The following is a 19088-nucleotide window of genomic DNA, read 5'->3' on the forward strand; positions in this document are numbered from 1 at the left end:
GCGCAACCTCAAGGCAGGATCTCGGGACGCGGGATCCGCCGGATGGACACGATCTCAAAGCGGCGGCCAAAGGTTTGATTCACCTCCGTCAGGGACGCAACCGCCGATTCAGGCGCATTGGCCTCCCTTTCGACGAAGTCCGGCATGCGCTGCACCACCGCTTCGCACCAGGCATTGGCAATCACCTTGCCGTCGCCGTCGTGCGCCTCGCCATAGCCACGGATGGTGAAGGTGTCCGAGCGGCAGGTGATCACCGGCGCCAGCGATTGCAGCACATCCGCCTGCGTCAGATAGCCGGGAATGCCCACACCCGTGTCAGGAATGATGTTCGCCTTGCCCTCGGGAGGATAGGGCAGCGTTGGCAGGGTTCCCTGCTTGGCGACGTCGTTGACCTTCGCGATATCGATCGCAGCCTGGATCGCTCCGCTCTTGCCATACTCGTTGTTCTCGATCCGCCGGTTCACGAACTCCGCGAGCGATTGGAACGGCCCGCGAGCTCTCACCTGCGTGACGATGTTCTGGGCGAGGGTCCGGATCTGCGCGTCATTGAGCGTCCGGAAGCCATTCCAAATACCGTTCGTCCCGCCGGTCGGGTGACGGAAGCGCGGGAAGGCCGTGTCGTTGCTCGGAGAGCTGCCGCCACCATCCACTTCGAAATCTTCGCCACGGAGGCCGGAAAGCACGGCCACCCACGCTTCCTCATCCGTCGAGTTCACGTTGAAGGCACCATCCACCAGCAGGTGAGCGGCGATCTTCACACAGCCGGCAGGATCGAGCAGATCCTGCTTCAGTTGTTGATCGGGAACGCCGCCCTTGTAGAGCTGCATCCGCGGATTCCCCAACGGGTTCTCCAAAGGATTGTCCACGAAGCCTTCCACCACCGATTTCAGCGAGCGCGTCTCGGGAGCGTCGCCGTCCGCCTTGTCATAGTGGCCCGCCGTCGTTGTCGGCTTCGATCCCAGGCCCAGCCACGGGGCCGCGCCGCTGAAGAAGTACCCGTCCCACAGCGCTTCATTCGTCAGGTAGCAGGTATCGTAGATCGGCACGCCGGTGGGCGCATAGGTCTGGTTGCGCGTCGCCACCTGGGTCCGCCGCAGCCAAGCCGAAGCCCAACTGTTCCCGAATTGGAACGCGGGCGAGAAGGCTGAAGAAGCCAGGTCCGCGTGCTGGAAGCCTCCCAGCGACAGCATCGGCTCCCGCGGCAACTCGAAGAAGGGCAGGATCGACTGACCCTTCAGCGAATCGTGCCCGGCACCCCAGAAGGAACGCCGCCCGTCGGAGGTCGTCTTGACCGCTCCGTCGAAACTCGAGACCGCGCGCATCGTCGAGACGTAATGGGGCGGCATTGTCGTGCTGCTGCCCGCGGTCAGGTTCTTGTTGATCGAGGGCTGCCGCGGATTGACGGTGTAGACTAGGTCGGACGCTTGCTGGGTCTGGCCGCCCGGACTGGTGAGCGGGAGGGCCGTGCGGGCAAAGGTTTCGATCACACCGAAGGGGATCGCCCCGCCGGCGGTGAGTTCCTCGTAATTCCGCGACGTCGAGGTGATTTCCGTGTTGGTGGTCGAGGCATAAGAGAACATCTGTACCTCCGCGACTGCCTGACCTCCCTGGGCACCGAGCGGCACCGGATTTTTGATCCGCGTGCCGTCCTCAAGCGAGACGAAGTAATTGTAGTTCCCCCCGGTGTCGTTTACCCTCAGCGAGACCGAATCGCCCTTCGCCATCGGGAAGCTGAAGCCCGCACCCTTGACTCCGTTCCGCATAGGCACTGCCAAGCCGCCCTTGGTCGAGAACTGCGTCACGTTGTCCACCGGGCGCATCCAGATGGTTTTACTGATAGTACCGATGCCATCGGTCCGCTCATAGTTCACCGGGGTCGGAGTGGAGGGTGCGAAGACCCGCACCTCCCCGGGTTCGAAGCGGATCGGGGTGATCCCTTTGTCGGTCCCGTTCGATGACATCTTGCACAGGAAGTAGGGATTCACCTGCCGCCCGTGATCGTTCGTCTCGAATTGATAGCCCATGACCGTGGACAGCCCGACACCTTTGGATGTCGGCCCCTTGCTGAAGTTCCAGGTAAGGCTCCATGGCACGTCGATCCACGGATAAGCCACCGCACCGTCGATCTCGAGGGCCGTATTGTAGGGATTCCACAAGGAAATCACCGGGGTCATCACCAGCCGGACCTCATTGTCCGAGCCCAGCCCCATGCTCAGCAGGTAAACCACCCGGTTCAGCACCGGCCGGATCGCGGTCACCGATTTCTGCCCCGGCGGCGGCTTGGCGGGCGAGAGGTAGGTGCCTCCCCCGGCGGCCGAAGATTTGGCCGCGATATGGTCCACGCCACGCTCCGCGGCTATCGGGACGCCACCGGCTCCACCGTAGAGGTAGTGAGGAATGCGGTAGAATGAGCGCAAGTGATCGAATGTAGGCACCCCCGCGCCGTAGAAGCGGTTCGCGACCGTGGCCGGCGCGAATTCCGTGGTGACCGCGACAATCGGGTTCTCGATCATCGGGCGGAACAGCGGCAATTGTCCGGCGAAGGATCCCGGACTTGCCAGATTGGCCCGCGAGCCGCCCCCCCGGAAAGGATTCGGAGTGCCGCCCCACGAGCTTTTCTTGAATTCCGAGTCGCTCATCTCGAAGCCCAAGCTCATATCGCTCTTCAAGCCACCCCACACCACATCGGTCAGCAGCCCCTTCGAGTGCACGGTGTAGCTGGCCCCCACCGTCGGCAGTTCGGCTTCGGACCCTGCCAGATTGCCATCCAGCTCGATCTGGTTCATCGAGATCACCTTGTTGGCCCGCGTGTTGAATCCATCCTTCGCATTCTTCAGTCCCTTGGCAGAGGCCAAGGAAGGCCGGCGCTGGGACTGCAAGACCGAGTTCTTCGGCAGTTCCTTGGTATCCTCCGGCCCGGCGACGTTGATTTTCGCCTTCGTGTTTTCCTGCGAGACCGCCCATGCGATCGCTCCGCTGACATTCCCTGCTTTCGTCCCGATCGGAGCGGCCGCCAGGTCGAAGCCGTTTTGATCCGCGGTAAACAACTTCACCCAGTCCATGCCCGGCGGATTGCTCGCGAAAGCCCGGTCCTCGAGCGCCTTCTGATCGGGGTGGGACATGAGCCAACCGCGGAAGGCACTCGTCTTTTGTGCGCCGTAGTTCACGGCCGGGTTATCCGTTTTCAGGATGAACTTGGGACTCCACGAATCCCACGCCCCTACCAAATGCTCTTGCAGCGCGCCATTCGCAATCGACGCGTCCGCAGTGATCCGGCGGTCATCGCCTGCATGCTTCTGAAGTTGGCCGATCGCCATCATCACTGACAGCCGGGCGTTCGCATAGGCCTGCGCTTGCGCATCGGCCGAGCCGGTGGTGCGTAGCGAAATCGTGCTCAGCGTGAGCAACCCCGTTGCCAAAATGGTGAGCAACACCATCAGCGTCAAGGTGATGACCAAGGCAAAGCCCTGTTCGCGGCGGGTTCGACGAATGTGCGGGGACATCGAAGGATGGGATTTTGAGTTTAACATCGGGACCAGATTCTTCAATTAACCCAACACCAAGGCTCCGCCAATGCAAATCTATGCACATTGGCCTCCGGGCAGTCCGGATTGGAAGCTTGAGGTCGGGTCATTTTCACTCACTATACGCTCGTTTGCAGCCGACGGTTTATTCGCGGATGCATTTTTGAAGAATATACATTGTAAATGAGACTTACAATGGAGTTTTTCGTCATAGAGATCGGTTCTTCACCTGCTTGGGTCCGGCTTTTGGCGTTTTTCCTGTGACGAAACCGACGGCATCCCGATATGCGACAAGCGCCTCCGAAACCCGCCAACTGATTTACGTTCTCCAATTCCATCTCCGAAATTTCAAATCCCAAATTTCAAATCTCAAATCCGGTTGCCTCCCCCGCCGCACGCATGTGGGCTTACGTCGCGCCGCTCCTCAGGTTACGGCTCATTCGAAAAACGGCCCGCCTCCCGCCGGACGAAGCCATCCGTGGATTCAGACTATTCCGTGGTTCGCATTCCCCCCGGCGCAGCCGCCGTCCGATTGATGATTGGAAGATTGGTGATTGGTGATTTTCACAGAGGCTACCCTGCCGTATTGAAGTAAAGAGAGCCCAGCGTCTTCCCGCCCCGTCATGTCCCCATCGCCCGCCGGTGACATTCCCTCCGCCCCCGCTCCGCCGGCATCCCCGCTGCGGGCCGCGGACCTGATCCAGGCTCTCCCGGCCGCCATCTACACCTGCGGTCCGGATGGCTACCTGGAATCCTTCAATGCCGCCGCCGCCGCGCTCTGGGGCCGCGAGCCCGTTCCAGGCCAGGACCGCTGGTGCGGCTCCTGCCGGATCTTCCGCCCCGATGGCAGCGAACTCCCTCTCGACAGTTGCCCGATGGCCCTCGCCTTGCGCGGCGACCCGGCACCTCCAGGCACGGAAATCATCATCGAGCGCCCGGACGGCAGCCGCCGCCATGTCATCCCCCACCCTCAGGTCCTTCGCGATTCCGCGGGCCACACCACCGGCGCGGTCAACATGCTCGTCGATGTCACCGGCCTCCACTTCGCGGAGGAAGCCCTGCGCGTGACCGAGCAACGCTTCCGCACCCTGGCGATGAATTCGCCGGTCGCCATCTTCACCAAGGACGCCGCCGGCCGCTACACCCTGGCCAATCCCCTCGCCTGCCAGGCCCTCGGCCACCCGGAGGGCGTCGAGGGCCTCAGCGATCACGACATGATGCCGCGCGAGCTGGCGGATGTCCTGCGCGCCCACGACTTGGAAGTCATCCGCCAGGGCAAGCCGGTCGAGACCGAGGAGTGGGTCCACGACCGCCGCTTCCTCGCCTCCAAGTTCCCCATGCCCGCCGCCGATGGCAGCCCCGCCGGCCTCGGCGGCGTCGCGCTCGACATCACCGAGCGCTGGCGGGTCGAGGCCTTGCTGCGGGACAGCGAGGAACGCTTCCGCACCCTCGCCAATCACGCCCCGGTCGGGATCTTCCTCTCCGCCGCGAATGGCGATGCCCTCTTCGTCAATGGCAGTTGGTGCGCCATGGCCGGCATCGCCCCGCAGGATGCCCTCGGCAGCGGCTGGTCCCGGACCCTTCACCCGGAGGACCGCGAGCGCGTCCTCGGCGGTTGGGACGAGGCCGTCCGCGACCACGCTTCCTCGGAATCCGAGTTCCGCTTCCTGCGGCCGGACGGCTCGGTCTGCTGGGTCCAGGGCAATGCCTTGCGCCTCTTCGATGCCGCGGGCGCACACAGCGGCTACATCGGCAGTTGCGTCGATATCACCGAACGCAAGCGCAGCACCGCGGAACTCGCCTCGATCACCGCCGAATCCGAGCGCAAGCGCCGCCTCTACGAAGGTCTGCTCTCGACCACCCCGGACTTCGCCTACGTCTTCGATCTCCAGCACCGCTTCGCCTACGCCAATCCCGCTCTCCTGGCCGCTTGGGGCAAGACCGCGGAAGAGGCCTTCGCCAAAGGCTTCCTGGAACTCGGCTACGAGGAATGGCACGCCGCGCTGCACGACCGCGAGATCGAGGAAGTCATCGCCACCAAGCGCCCGATCCGCGGCGAGGTCCCCTTCCAGACCGTCCATGGCTGGCGCATCTACGACTACATCTTCACTCCGATCATCGGCGCGGATGGCGAGGTCGAGGCCGTCGCCGGCACCACTCGCGACGTCACCGAGCGCAAGACCCTGGAAGAACGCGCCGAGTTTCTCAGCGATCTCAGCGGCAGGCTCGCCACCCTCTCGTCGGAGGCGGAAATCATCGCCCTCGCGCTGGCCAGGCTGGGCGAGCGCCTCGCCGCGCACCGCTGTTACTTCGTCGAGTGCCAGCCGGATCTCGACCGCATCACCGTCACCCGGAACTGGACCCGGGACGGCGCGGCCGATATCTCCGGCTCCTACACCCTCCACGAATTCGGCGGTGTCGAGTGGTGGGAGCACTATTCCTCGGGCGACTTCGCGGTCGAGGATGTCAGAACCCATCCCCTGACCCGCGAAATGGCGGACGCCTACGTCGGCCTGGACGTGATCTCCTACGCCGTGCAGCCCTTCAGGCTGGAGGACCGCACCGTGACCCTCGCCGCCACCGACGACCGCCCGCGGCTATGGCGGGAGGACGAACTCAGCCTGATCGAACACGTCATCGCCCGCGTCTGGCCCCTGGTCCAGCGCAGCCGCTCGGAAGCCGCCCTGCGCGAGAGCCGCCGCCAATTGCGCCTGGTCTCCGACCACGTGCCCGCCCTCATCAGCCACTTGGACCACAATCAGGTCTTCCGCTTCGCCAACGGCCGCTACCAGGAATGGTTCGGCGTCGCCCCGGACGAGCTGAAAGGCAAGCCGCTGCAAGAACTGCTGGACCCCGAAACCTACCACCAGCGCGCCCCCTACATCGCCCGCGTCCTGCACGGCCAGACCGTGAAGTTCGAAGGCCCGACCCACCACATGGAGAAGGGCTGGCGCGACATGGAGATTTCCTACGTGCCCGACTTCACCGCCGCCGGGCAAGTCCGCGGCTTCTACGTCATGGCACTCGATATCACCGAGCGCAAGGCCACCGAAAAGCTCTTGGAACGCCAGGCCCGCCGCCTCCGCCTGCTCTGGGAAGCCGCCGGCGTGATCCTCACCTCGGAGGATCCGGACCTCATGCTCCAGCGCGTCTTCCGCAAGATCAGCCCGCTGCTCGAGGTCGATACCTTCTTCAACTTCATGGTCGATGAGACCGGCCAGGCGCTCCGCCTGCAGTCCTGCCACGGCATCACTCCGGAGCAACGCGCCGGCCTCGACCGCCTCGAATTCGGCCAGGCCGTCTGCGGCACCGTCGCCAAGACCCGCGAGCCGATCGTCGCCTGCTCCATCCATGACTCGGACAACCCGCTGGTCCAGCTCGTCAAGGGCTTCGGCATCCGCGCCTATGCCTGCAATCCGCTGATCGCGGGGGATGAGCTGTTAGGCACGCTGTCCTTCGCCAGCCGCACCCGCGATCGCTTCGATCCCGATGAACTCGAGTTCATGGAGACCATCGCCCACTACGTTACCGGTGCCTACGCCCGGCTGCGCCTCGTCGATGACCTGCGCTCCGCCGACCGCCGCAAGGACGAGTTCCTCGCCACCCTCGCCCACGAGCTGCGGAATCCCCTCGCCCCGATCCGCACCGGCCTCGAACTCATGAAGATGGCCGCGGACAAGCCCGAGACCATGGAGAAGGTCCGCGCCACCATGGAGCGCCAGGTCGAGCAACTCGTCACCCTCGTCAATGACCTGCTCGATGTCTCGCGCATCACCCGCGGCAAGCTCCAGCTCCGCCGCGTCAATACCGCGCTGGAAGAAGTCGTGCGCAGCGCGGTCGAAGCCTCCCATCCGCTCATCGAAGAAGCCGGCCACCGCCTCAGCATCACCCTCCCCGGCGGCCCGGTCCACGTCGATGCCGACCCGCACCGCCTCGCCCAGGTCATCTCGAATCTCCTCAACAACGCCGCCAAATACACCGCCCGCGGCGGCAGCATTTACCTCGAAGTCGTGCCCGATGACGGCGTGGTCGCGGTCCGCGTCCGCGATACCGGCGTCGGCATCCCCGCCCCCATGCTCGAGCGGATCTTCGACATGTTCACCCAGATCGATTCGCCCACCGGCGGCGATTACGGCGGCCTCGGCATCGGCCTGACCCTCGTCAAATCCCTGGTGGAACTCCACGATGGCCAGGTTCGCGCCGAAAGCCCCGGCCCCGGCCAGGGCAGCACCTTCAGCTTCAGCCTCCCCGTCATCCGCCCGGCCCGCAGCAATGGTGCCGCCGCCGAAAGCTCCGACCCCGGCAATGGCATCCGCCGCCGCGTCCTCGTCGTCGATGACAACGAAGCCGCTGCCGCCACCCTCGCCATGTTCATCGAGCAAATGGGCCACGAATTGCAGGTCGCCGGCAACGGCATCGAAGGCATCGCGAAGGCCGCCGAGTTCCTGCCCGAACTGATCCTCATGGACCTCGGCATGCCCGGGATGAACGGCTGGGAAGCCGCCCGCCGCATCCGCAGCGAGCCCTGGGGCCGGCAAGTCGTCCTCGTCGCCCTCACCGGCTGGGGCCAGGAAGAGGACCGCCGCAGGACCCATGAAGCCGGCTTCGACCACCACCTCGTCAAACCCGCTCCCCCCGCCGCCATCCGCCAGCTCCTGGCAACGGCACTGGGGTGACAGGCGTTTATCTACGTCATCCATCGTAGATGACGTGGCGCCAACGGGACCCCGTGCCATATCCCCATTGAAAAGGCTTGCAACAACATCGACCAGATCGATGTTGCCATTCACAAGATGGATTTCCATCGATGGTTTTGCTTGTCTCGGCCGGTCCGCATCCCTATCAAATCCGTCATGCCTCCTGCACGCAGCTACCAAGGCGGGTCGGATTCGCGGAGGCGGATAAGGATCCTCGGTTCCGGGATGGCGGTCCCGGGGCTTCCAATCCCGAGCTCCGACCTCGACCGGCAGCACGGCTTCGAAACCGGCACCACGCTTCGTAAAACCGGAGTGGCGAGCCGTTATCTGACACGTGACGAGACGGCCTCCCAACTCGCCGCCCGCGCCTGCGGGGAAGCGCTCGCCCGCAGCGGCATCGCTTGGGACGAGGTCGATTGTCTGGTCGCAGCCTCGGCCACCATGGATCAGGCACTCCCCTACAATGCCGCGATGATCCATGCCGAACTCGGCCTGCTCCAGCACCGCACCGCCACCTTCGATATCGGAGCCAGTTGCATGTCCTTTCTCACCGCGCTCGATGTCTGCTCGACATTGGTGGAGGCGGGCCGTTTCCGGCGCGTGATGATCGTCTCCGCGGACATCTCCACCTTCACCACCGATCGGTCGGAACTGAAGACGAACGGCATCTTCGGCGATGGCGCGGCGGCCTGCCTGATCGCACCCGCGGAAGACGCGGAATCCGCCGTCCTGGCCTCGGCCATCACCACCTTCTCGGAGGGCGTGGAGTTCTGCCAGATCAAGTCGGGCGGCTCCCGATTCCATCGCCGCGTGCCGGGATCGAATTCGGAGGCCCTCTTTGAAATGAATCCCGGCCCGCTCTACGCACTCATCGCCCGCGAGCTGCCGGGCTTTGTCAATCGGCTGCTCCACCGGGCCGGCGTCACGCTTGCAGACATCGACCTGATGGTCCCCCACCAGGCCAGCCATCTGGCGCTGAAGCATGTCACCCGCATGCTCGGCATCGATCCCGCGAAGGTGGTCGACATCTTCCCGCATCACGGCAACCAAGTAGCGGCCTCGCTGCCGACGGCTCTCCACCACGGCCTAACAGACCCGCCGCTCCCCCGCGGCTCGAAGCTTCTGCTGCTCGGCTCCGGAGCGGGCGTCACGCTCGGCGGCATGGTCATGATCTATTGAAGACCTATGGAAGGCCCGCGGTTGGAATTCGAATTGCTACGGGTCGGTCATTGCCGCCACCCCGAATGCATCGCCATGCGTGGCGGAACGTGGAAGGGCATCGAGTTCCCCGCACTGGTCGGGCTGATACGGCATCCCACCCTCGGCTTCCTGCTCTACGATACCGGCTACTCCCCGCACTTCATGGAAGCCACGCGGGGCTTCCCCGAATGCCTCTATCGCATGCTCACCCCCACCCGGCTGGACCCGGAGGAGGAACTGCTCCGCCAGCTTGAGGAGCGTCGGATCGCGCCGGACCAGATCCACGCGATCATCATCTCCCACCTCCATGCGGACCACGTCGCCGGACTCCGCGATTTCCCGAAGACACGCTTCATCGGGACCCGGGCCGGGTATCAAGAAATGCGGAAACTGGGACGCTTGCGCGCCCTGGCGAAGGCCTACTTGCCCGCGCTGGTCCCCGCGGACTTCGAGCAGCGCCTCGATGCCGTGGAAGACGCCGCCACGCTGGATCCCGGGCTGTTAGGCTTCCGGATCGGCTATGATCTGCTGGGTGATGGCAGCGCCGCCGCCGTCTTGCTGCCGGGCCACACCGGCTCCCATCTCGGTCTCCACTTCACCGATACCGCGGGCCGCAGGATCTTCCTCCTCGGGGATGCGTGTTGGCAGATGGAAGCGCTGGAGAAGCGCCGCCTGCCCTCGCGGATCGCGAATCTTCTCTTCACCGATCCCGCCGCCTATGCGGCGACTTTCCACAAGCTCGCCGACCTGCACGCGCAGGACCCGGGACTGGTGATGATCCCTTCGCATTGCTCCCGGACCTGGGAGGAGCAAAAGCATGGAACCAAGCGCCTCGCCCATGCCTAGTCAGCTCGGCATCCTCCGGCACTTCGCCGTGGCGCGCTGGCAGCGGCGCTTCGCCACGCGGGAGCAGCTCCTTGCATGGCAAGAGCGGCAGCTCGCGGAATTCATCAAAAGCCTCGCCTCTAACAGTCCCTTCTATCGGGACTTCGAGCCCGCCCTGGAGAAGCTGCCGCGGATGAACAAAAGCGACTTCATCGCGAACTTCGCCGCGCTGAATCCCCACGGCATCACCTTGGAAGAAGCCACGGCGCTTGCCATCAAAGCCGAGCGCGATCGCGACTTCACCCCCACCCTGCCGAACGGGATCACCGTCGGCCTGTCCTCCGGCACCTCGGGCGCGCGCGGCGTTTTCCTGGTCAGCCGGGAAGACCGCGAGCGCTGGGCGGGCATTGTCCTCGCACGGGTGCTTTCCGCGGAATCGCTGCGACAGATCCTCTCGCCATGGCGCGCGCCGCTGAAGATCGCCTTCTTCCTGCGCGCGGATAGCAATCTCTACCGCAGCCTCGGCAGCCGCCGGGTGCAGTTCCGCTTCTTCGATCTCTTGCAACCGCTCGCGAAGCTTGCCCGCGAGCTTCAGGACTATCAGCCCGATGTGCTGGTGGCCCCCGCGACCGTCCTTGCAGAGCTAGCGAGAGACAAGCTGGTGGACCTTCAGCCGCGGCAGGTCGTCTCGGTGGCCGAGGTGCTGGATGAGGCGGATGCCGCGGCGATCGCCCGTTGCTTCGGAACCCCGCCCGCGAATGTCTATCAGGCGACCGAGGGCTTCCTCGCTTCCACTTGCCCGGCAGGAAACCTGCACCTCAACGAGGAATACCTGCACGTCGAAACCGAATGGCTCGATGACGGGAAACGGCGCTTCCATCCGGTGATCACCGACTTCTCCCGCCGCAGCCAGTTCATCGTCCGCTACTGCCTCGATGACGTGTTGAGCATCGCTGATTCACCCTGCCCCTGCGGCCGGGTGGCGCGCACCATCCGCTCGGTCGATGGCCGTGCGGATGAAGTCCTGCGCTTCGGGGCACCGGTCTTCCCGGATGTTCTCCGGCATGCCTTTCATACCATGGAGCAGCCACCGGGCTTCTATCGGATCGAACAACACGGCAAGCTGCTCCACATCATGCTCAAGAATCCCGGAGAAACCAGCGAGCAAGGGGTATCTCAAGCGCTCGTCCGCCTCTTCACCAAGCTTCAGCTCCCCATGCCCGAACTACGATACCTGCCGTGGATCGACCAAGCCCCGGGCGAGAAGCTCCGCCGCATTCGTCTCGTCACCCCGCATCCCGACTTCCCATGAAGATCCTGATCACCGGTGCTTCGGGCTTTGTCGGCGGAGCCTTGATGAAGATGGCTTCCGCACGCGCCGGCTGGGAAGTCCACGGTCTCGGCAGACGCGCGCTTCCGCTTCCCCACTACAGCCGCCGCGATCTTGAATCCCCGCTGGAACTCGATTTCACGCCGGACCTGGTGGTCCATGCCGCGGCCCGGGCTTTGCCATGGGGCAGCCCTGCCGACTTCCACCGCCAGAATGTCCTCGCGACCCAGCACGTGATCGACTTCTGCAAGCGCAAGGGCGTGCCGCACCTGATCTACATTTCCTCCAGCTCCGTCTTCTACCGGGAGGAAGACCAGGAAGGCATCACCGAGCAGAGCCCCATCGGCCCGGACTTCGTGAACCACTATTCGCGCACCAAGTATGAGGGCGAGTGCCTCGTCCGCGCCTTCCCCGGCAGAAGCGTCATCCTGCGTCCGCGCGCCGTCTTCGGTCCCGGTGATACCGTCCTCTTCCCGCGCCTGCTGGCAGCCGCCCGCGCGGGAAAGATGTACCGCTTCGAGCGCAAGGCCGCACCGGCACGCGCCGATCTCATCTACATCGACACCCTCTGCGAATACATCCTCAAGGCAGCGGTCGACCCCGGTATCGAAGGCGACTTCAATCTCACCAACGGCCAGCCGGTGGAGATCGAGAGCTTCCTCTTCGGCATCTTCCAGCGCCTCGACATCCCCTTGCCGCAGAAGCGTCTTTCCTGCGAACGGGCGCTGAAGATAGCCACCGCCATCGAGTGGTTCTACAAGCTCGCCCTCCCCCGCCGCGAACCGCCGATCACCCGCTTCGGCATCGGCGTGCTGGCCTACTCGAAGACCTTCGATGTGGCGAAATCCCTCGCCGCTCTCGGCCCTCCTGCCGTCGGACTTGAAGAAGGCGTCGAGGCCTTCCTCGCTTGGCAAAAGGAACAGATGCACGCGCCATGACTTTCCTCCTCTTCACCTGCGGCTGCGGGATCTACCTCGCCCTCCTTGGCGGCAAGGCCGTGCTTGCCCTGATCTACGCAGCCCGCGATCCGCTGCCGCAGGATCTCTCCCTGCCGCACCGCACCCTGACCGTGGCGCAGGCGATCCTCAGCGGGGATGCCGCGCTGAAGGACATGCTGGAAAGCAATCTGAAGTCGCTCTCCGGCCAGCGCTTCCTCTGGCTCTGCGATGAGGCTGACGCGGAAGGCCTGCGCATCGCCCGCGAACTGATCGCAGCCTACCCGGAGGAGGAGATCATCCTGGAAATCTGCCCGCCTTGCCCGCCGCACCGGAACCCGAAGCTCTTCAAGCTCATCCATAGCACCCCCCGGATGGATACGCCGCTGGTGCTGGTTCTGGATGACGATACCCACCTGCCCCGTGCCAGCGCTGCCGTCCTGGCCCGGCATGCCGCGACCCACGGGATCGCCACCGGCCTCCCCAGCTACCGGAATGGCCGCGGGCTGCCTTCGCTGCTGCTGGCGCAGTTCGTGAACAACAACTCGGTGACAACCTATCTCTCCCTGTTGCCGCTGCTGCCGCCCATTTCGATCAATGGCATGTGCTACGTGATCAAGGCGGAGCATGCCGGGATCTTCGCCGGCATCGGTCACCACCTCACCGATGACCTCGCGCTCGCCATGGCGATCAAGCAGAGTGGTGGCTCGATCTACCAATCCTCCCACCCGCAGGTGATCGCCACCGAGGTCGCGGATTCCGCCCACTACATGAAGATGATGCACCGCTGGTATCTCTTCGCGCTGCTGCTGCTCAAGCGCCAGCCGCCGGGCTATCAGGCGCTGATCTGCCTGCTCCACGGCTGGCATTCAATCCTGCTCTGGGGGCTTCTAATCATCGCGCTCGCGGCACCTTCAACCTCATTGCTGGCGGTGGCGCTCTGCTTCCTCGGGCTCCGTTCCGCCATCCTGATCGGCTTGCAGCACAAGTTCTTCCACCGCGTGCCGCACCGCTTCTCTGCCTCCCTGCTCTCGGAGCTCCTGCAACCGCTGCACCTCCTCCACGCGGTCATGGTCCGGCGCATCGATTGGCGCGGCAGGAAGTACCGTGTCTTTGAAAGCGACCGCTTCGAATCCGATGAGTGAAGGCCAAATCATCACCGCCTTCCTCACCGGCCAGAGCGATCCCGCCGCCAATGCGCTGAGCGAGCGGCAACGGGCCTTCCTGGATCGAACCTTGGAACCCGCTCACGCGCGGCTGCTCCAGAATTTCCCTTACAGCGATCTGCCTTCCCCGGCGGCGGCAGTGCCGCTCTGGCGCGCCAGCGTGAACAACTCGTGGCAATACCTGGAGTCCCGCAGGGAATCCTTCGCGTCCCGCCATCGCGACCCGGTGCTGGCCGCTTTCCATCGCTATCCCCGGGTCGTCCTGCTCGCCGGAAGCTGCGGCCTGGAGCTCCTCGTGAACCTGCGGCTGCCGGCGGGCTTCCTCAAGCGCCTGCACGTCTTCGCCTACGGGCCGGTGTCGCGCCGCCTGCCCGACTGCGCCCGGCTTTGCCTGGTGCAGGGGAGCCGTGATCCGATCTCCCGCTGGTGGCATCCCGCGCCTCATCACCGCATCCCCTGTCACCACATGGACTACCTCGAGTGCCGCGAGATGGCGGACCTCTTCCGCGACTTTCACCGCAGCGCCCTCACCCCGGCCCATGAATAAGCTCAGGATCTGTCTCGTCTCGCCTCCCTACCAAGGGCACCTCAATCCCTTGTTGGGCATCGGCCGCGAACTCCGGGACCTGGCGGAGATCACGGTATTGAGCACGCCGGGCGCGATGCCTGCGATCGCCGCCGCCGGATTCAAGGGCTACCCGATCATGGCGGAGGGCGAGGCGGTGGTGAACTGGATCGCCACGCCGGGGAAGACGGTGAAGAACAATCCGCTCCTCATGTTCCAGCAGTTCAAGAAGAACATGGCGCTGCAACCGGGCCTGCTCCGCGAGCTCGAGGCCGCCTTTGCCCGGGAGCAGCCGGACATCGTGATCGCGGACTTCACTTTGCCGGTCACCGCGGTCGCGGCGCAGCGGAATGGCGCACGCTGGTGGAGCCACCTGCCCTCGGCCTGTGTCTTCGAGACGCCGGACGCGCCGCCTGCTTACTTCGGCGGGCTGAAGCCGGGCCGCGGCAGGCATGGCCGCTGCCGCGATCATCTGCTGAGGGCCTTCACGCGCTTCTTCAAGCGAGGCTTCTTCTTCCTCTTCCGCGATACCTTCCGCCAGCTCGGCCTGTCTTCAGTCTATCGTCCCGATGGCTCGGAACGGGCTTACTCGGCGGAGAAAATCCTGGTCAGCAGCGTGCGGGAACTGGAGTTCGCGCGCCGCTATCCGCAGCACCTGCACTTCATCGGGCCACTACCCTACACGCCACCGTCGACGGCAGCGGCACCGGAATTCATCTCGGACAAGAAGCACCTTCTGGTCACGCTCGGCACCCACTCCCGCCACCACAAGGATGGCATGGCAGCCCTCCTGCAACAGGCCGCGGGCAAGCTCGGGGACTGGGTCGTCCATTTCAGCAATGGCGAGCCGGGCAGCACCAAGACCGGGAAGCAGGGGAACTTCCATCGCCACGACTTCATCTCCTACGCGGACCACCTCCATCGCTACGACCTCGTCCTCCATCACGCCGGCTCCGGCATCATGCTGCAGTGCCTGCGCTTGGGCATCCCCGCAGTGGTCTTCCCCTTGGATTTCGACCAATTCGACAATGCCGCCCGCCTCGAAGCCGCCGGCCTGGCGATCTGGGTCAGGCAACGCGAATCCTTGGAAGGATCGCTCATCGAAGCCATCCGCTCGGACGACCTCGCTTGCGCCTGCCGCGCCTTCTCAAAAGTCATCGCAGCCTACGACCCCGGCACCACCCTGCGATCACTGATCACTAATCACTCGGCACTCTGCCAAGTCAAGCCACCACCCGGAACGCCACCGCTGCCTTGTCACTCCGGTTCACAAAGCGGTGCTTCACTCCTTTCGGGACCGTAAAGCTCGCACCAGGCCGGATCGTCTCTCCCGCTCCGTCCACCTCCAGCACCAGTTCGCCCTCGATCAGCAACAGGCTCTGGACGTGTTCAGGATCGCTCTCTTGGCGATCACTCGACGCGCGTCCCTGTTCGAGACGCAAAATTTCCGAATGGGCGGTCGGCTTCTGCTGGAGAAGGAAAAATCCTTCCAGCGCGCGAGGCAGGGGGATGGCATTCATCAAAACAATTACTCCGGGGATTGGGTCATTTTATCTCGCACTCCTCGTGCCAGCGTACAAATCCGCCCGCGAGCCCTTGAAAAGCCAAGAGCCGCCGCAAAACCGGACGCATTGCAAACGTGCAACTTGCGACTCCCGACGTGCAAATCCCACCTAACAGGTGCCCAGCTCCCGACGTCCCACGACGCGGTAACGCTCGACCAAGGCCCGCAACTCATCCGGGCTCACCGGCTTCGCCAGATGCTCGTCGAATCCCGCATCCCGGCTCCGCTGTCGGTCCGCGATGCTGTCCAAGCCGCTCAGTGCGACAATCACGATGTCTCCGCCGCCGGACTCGCGGATCTTCTGCACCGCTTCCAAGCCGCTCAGCTTGGGCATCCCGATGTCCATCAGGATCAAGTGCGGCCGGGAGGAAAGCGCGATTTCCACCGCTTCCGCGCCGTCATAGGCCACGCTGACCTCATGACCTTCCATTTCAAAAAACAGCACCAGAATGTCCGCGGCGCTCCTCCCGTCTTCCGCCACGAGGATCTTCAAATTCCCGGGCTGGCTTTCCACCGGAACGGCGAAGGGGCTTTCAGAAATCATGGGTGGGGAGGGGTTGAAAAAAGGAAGCCTGGGTACACCACGCGCCCCGGCGACTGCTGGTCTCCGAGCTGCCCTAAAGTCGGAATCCTGCGTCGCCGGGGTCTGGTTGATGTGGTCGTTTTCGAGCTGCACACCCAGCCTGCTTAACTACTCGTTTACGACGGATCCTTTTATAGCAGATCGGGTGCACAATCTTGGCACAAAGCGTAACTCGCTTAAAATGTGGGAAAGTGCCCGAAACACCCGGATTCGGACCGCTTCCCCACATTGCAAAATCCCCCCGAATCCATGATTTTGCGGTGCATTCGGCATTCCCCCACCGGAAAAGTTGGCACGGCCTGCCGCCTCCTCCGCCTTCCCTGAAAACTGAACACTGAAAACGAGCAAACTTCCCCCTCCTCTACACCACCACCCCCGCCAAGCGCTCCATCTCGCTCGCCACCTCCGCGGCATTCTCCTCCAACAATCTCCGCTCCCGCCGGCTGAACCGCCGCGGCTCCGTATCCATCACGCACAAGGCTCCTAACACATGCCCGTCCGCGCTGCGGATCGGCGCTCCCGCATAGAAACGAAAACCATTCTCCTCAATCATCGGATTCGCCGCGAAGCGCCGGTCCCGCTTCAGATCCTCGACCACGATCGTCTTGTCGCTCGCCACCACATGCGTGCAGATGGAGAGATCGCGCGGAACCTCCCGGGCTTCCGCAAGCGCCTCCGGCAGTCCGTGGTACGCCTTGAAATACTGCCGGTCGTGATCGACCAGAGTGATCGCAGAGATCGGTGCCTCGAAGACCCGCGACATCTTGGCCGTGACATGGTCGAGCACCGGCTCGCGCTCGCGATTGACCAAGCCCAGGTTTTCCAAGGTAACGAGGCGCTGCTCCTCGTCTTCCGGCAGTCCCGCTTCGACGCCGGCCTCACCGTTGAGATGGGTCGCCGCCCGCTCGCACCAGGCACAGGCCTCGGTCAGGGAATGGCAGACCTCCTCGGCCCCGGCTTCACGCAGCATCTTCACGTCCTCCTCGGCATCGCCATTGAGGCCCCACAGGCAGACCAGGATCCGCTGCTCCGGCAGGATCGCGCGGATCCGCTGGCAGAGATTGCGGGCGTGGATCGCCTTCGAAGGCGCGATCACGCTGATGCACACGATGTCCACCGGCTGCCGCTCCAGCTCCGCGGCCAGCTCCTTGGCGCTGCGCCGGCCCGGCGCATTGCGGGACTCGAAGCCGCGCTGCCGCAGCACGTGGGCGATCATCGCGCCCGCCAGTTCGTCGCGCTCGGCACGGGCCGGGATGCAGTGCACCTGAAGCGCCGGCGGCGGTGCCTCGCCCTCCTCCCCTTCGCTGCCAGCGAAGCGCTCCTCGAGTTCCTCGGTCGCCTCGCGGACCGCCGCGGCGATCCGGTCGCGCTGCTCGCTGTCGATCAGCCCTTGGCGGTGGTCTTCCTCCGCCGTGGCGACCACCGGGATCAGCATCGTGTCGTAGAGTTCCTCCAGCGGCTTGGTCTTCAGGAAGCTCTCCACCAGCTCGGACTCGTCGTGCTCGCCGTTGCGCAGCATGCGATGGTAGCAGTCCTCCGCAGGACTCAGCGCCTCCTCCTCGCCCAGCAGGACACTCAGGAAAGAAAGCTGCGGGATGTGGCGGCCCATTACAACCATGCAAACGGTGATTGGCGTGGCCAGCACCAGCCCGGCCGGACCCCACAGCCAGGTCCAGAAAACCGCCGCCACGATCAGCGCGATCGAGGACACCCCGGTGCTGGCACCGTAGAGCCAGGGCTCCATTACGTTGTTGCTGAGCAGCTCCAGCACCACGAACAGCCCGATGGTGAGCAGCGGCGGCATCCAGGTCGGCGAGACCGCCAGCGACAGCACGATCGGGAAGGCCGCCGCGATCCACGGCCCGATGTACGGGATGAACCGTAGCACCGCCGCCAGCGCGCCCCACAGGATCGGGTTCGGCACGCCGATGAAGTAGAGCCCGATCGCCAGCGGGATGCCGTAGGTCACGTTGACCACAAGCTGCATGAAAAGGTAGCGGCGGACCCGAGCCGCGGCGTCGTCCATCGCCCGCGTGGTGGCGCTGATCCGGCCTTGGCCGATCAGGCGGATCGCCCGCCCCTGCAGATCCTCGCGCTTGAGCAGCATGAAGGTGGCCAGCAGCAGCACCAGGCCGCCGGTGCCCAGCGGGCCCAGGATCGGCGCGACCATCGAGGTGATCGTGCCGAAGGGTTGGTTCGACTCGGGCGTGGAGACGACCTCCACCGGGGTCGGGGCGGTTCTGTTGCCGAGCTTCTCCGCCGCGCCCGGCAGGTCCTTCTTCAGGTCCTCCATGGTCTCGGTCACCCTATCGAGGGTTCCGCCGCGCGGCGTCTGCACGGACTGGAGCTTGGCGCGGATGTTCTCCTTGTAAGCCGGAAGCTGGTTGGCCAGATCGACCGCCTGGCTGCCCAGCATCCAGCCCATCCCGACCGTCCCGCCGACGATCAGCATCATCGCCGCGATCACCGCGCCGACCTTCCCGATGAAGCGCTCCAGCTTGGTGACGAAGGGGGCCAACAGGAAGGTGATCAGCGCCGCGAGTGCCAGCGGAATCAGGAACTCCCGCCCGAAGTAGAGCCCCGCGATCAGCGCGGAGCTCAGGATGACCATATACATCCTCGCGAGCGAATCCGCTCCGGATCGATGGCGCGGCGCGGGCGGAAGGGCGGAGTTGCGGGAAGGGGCAGGTTGCATGGCA

At 64.6% G+C, this 19088-nt stretch carries 12 protein-coding genes; 8 read left to right on the plus strand and 4 right to left on the minus strand.

Annotated elements, in window-relative coordinates:
- Positions 1-8: 8 nt before the first annotated feature.
- Positions 9-3503: a hypothetical protein gene (locus tag ABWK72_RS10085; RefSeq protein ID WP_367874662.1), complete on the minus strand. Its 3495-nt coding sequence runs from the start codon at positions 3501-3503 to the stop codon at positions 9-11.
- A gap of 644 nt (positions 3504-4147) precedes the next feature.
- Here ABWK72_RS10085 and ABWK72_RS10090 point away from each other — a divergent pair.
- The 8 genes from ABWK72_RS10090 to ABWK72_RS10125 all read left to right on the plus strand — a co-directional run bounded on the left by ABWK72_RS10090 (position 4148) and on the right by ABWK72_RS10125 (position 15545).
- Complete coding sequence (locus ABWK72_RS10090) at positions 4148-8200, plus strand: PAS domain-containing protein (RefSeq protein ID WP_367874663.1); 4053 nt, start codon at positions 4148-4150, stop codon at positions 8198-8200.
- Positions 8201-8446: 246 nt separating this feature from the next.
- Positions 8447-9400, plus strand: a complete 954-nt coding sequence (locus ABWK72_RS10095) for a 3-oxoacyl-[acyl-carrier-protein] synthase III C-terminal domain-containing protein (RefSeq protein ID WP_367874664.1) — start codon at positions 8447-8449, stop codon at positions 9398-9400.
- Positions 9401-9475: 75 nt separating this feature from the next.
- Positions 9476-10267 carry an MBL fold metallo-hydrolase gene (locus tag ABWK72_RS10100; protein ID WP_367874665.1) on the plus strand — a complete coding sequence of 264 codons (792 nt, stop codon included), beginning with the start codon at positions 9476-9478 and terminating at the stop codon, positions 10265-10267.
- Positions 10260-11558, plus strand: coding sequence for a F390 synthetase-related protein (locus ABWK72_RS10105; RefSeq protein WP_367874666.1), 1299 nt, complete (start codon positions 10260-10262; stop codon positions 11556-11558). Before ABWK72_RS10100 ends, ABWK72_RS10105 begins: the two co-directional genes overlap by 8 nt.
- Positions 11555-12514, plus strand: coding sequence for an NAD-dependent epimerase/dehydratase family protein (locus ABWK72_RS10110; protein WP_367874667.1), 960 nt, complete (start codon positions 11555-11557; stop codon positions 12512-12514). The genes ABWK72_RS10105 and ABWK72_RS10110 overlap by 4 nt, the downstream gene beginning before the upstream one ends.
- Positions 12511-13656: a glycosyltransferase gene (locus tag ABWK72_RS10115; protein WP_367874668.1), complete on the plus strand. Its 1146-nt coding sequence runs from the start codon at positions 12511-12513 to the stop codon at positions 13654-13656. Before ABWK72_RS10110 ends, ABWK72_RS10115 begins: the two co-directional genes overlap by 4 nt.
- Positions 13649-14224, plus strand: coding sequence for a hypothetical protein (locus tag ABWK72_RS10120; RefSeq protein ID WP_367874669.1), 576 nt, complete (start codon positions 13649-13651; stop codon positions 14222-14224). The genes ABWK72_RS10115 and ABWK72_RS10120 overlap by 8 nt, the downstream gene beginning before the upstream one ends.
- Entirely contained in the window at positions 14217-15545 is a 1329-nt protein-coding gene (locus ABWK72_RS10125; protein WP_367874670.1) for a glycosyltransferase, read from the plus strand. Before ABWK72_RS10120 ends, ABWK72_RS10125 begins: the two co-directional genes overlap by 8 nt.
- Here ABWK72_RS10125 and ABWK72_RS10130 read toward each other — a convergent pair.
- The 3 genes from ABWK72_RS10130 to ABWK72_RS10140 all read right to left on the minus strand — a co-directional run bounded on the left by ABWK72_RS10130 (position 15466) and on the right by ABWK72_RS10140 (position 19006).
- On the minus strand, positions 15466-15762 hold the full coding sequence (locus ABWK72_RS10130) for a cupin domain-containing protein (protein ID WP_367874671.1): 297 nt from the start codon (positions 15760-15762) through the stop codon (positions 15466-15468). The two genes, ABWK72_RS10125 and ABWK72_RS10130, sit on opposite strands and share 80 nt — an antisense overlap.
- A gap of 153 nt (positions 15763-15915) precedes the next feature.
- Complete coding sequence (locus tag ABWK72_RS10135; protein ID WP_367874672.1) at positions 15916-16350, minus strand: response regulator; 435 nt, start codon at positions 16348-16350, stop codon at positions 15916-15918.
- Between the two features lie 400 nt (positions 16351-16750).
- Positions 16751-19006: an AI-2E family transporter gene (locus ABWK72_RS10140; RefSeq protein ID WP_367874673.1), complete on the minus strand. Its 2256-nt coding sequence runs from the start codon at positions 19004-19006 to the stop codon at positions 16751-16753.
- Positions 19007-19088 lie beyond the last annotated feature (82 nt).

The organism is Luteolibacter sp. Populi, from assembly GCF_040801775.1.
In the GTDB taxonomy this organism is placed as follows: domain Bacteria; phylum Verrucomicrobiota; class Verrucomicrobiia; order Verrucomicrobiales; family Akkermansiaceae; genus Haloferula.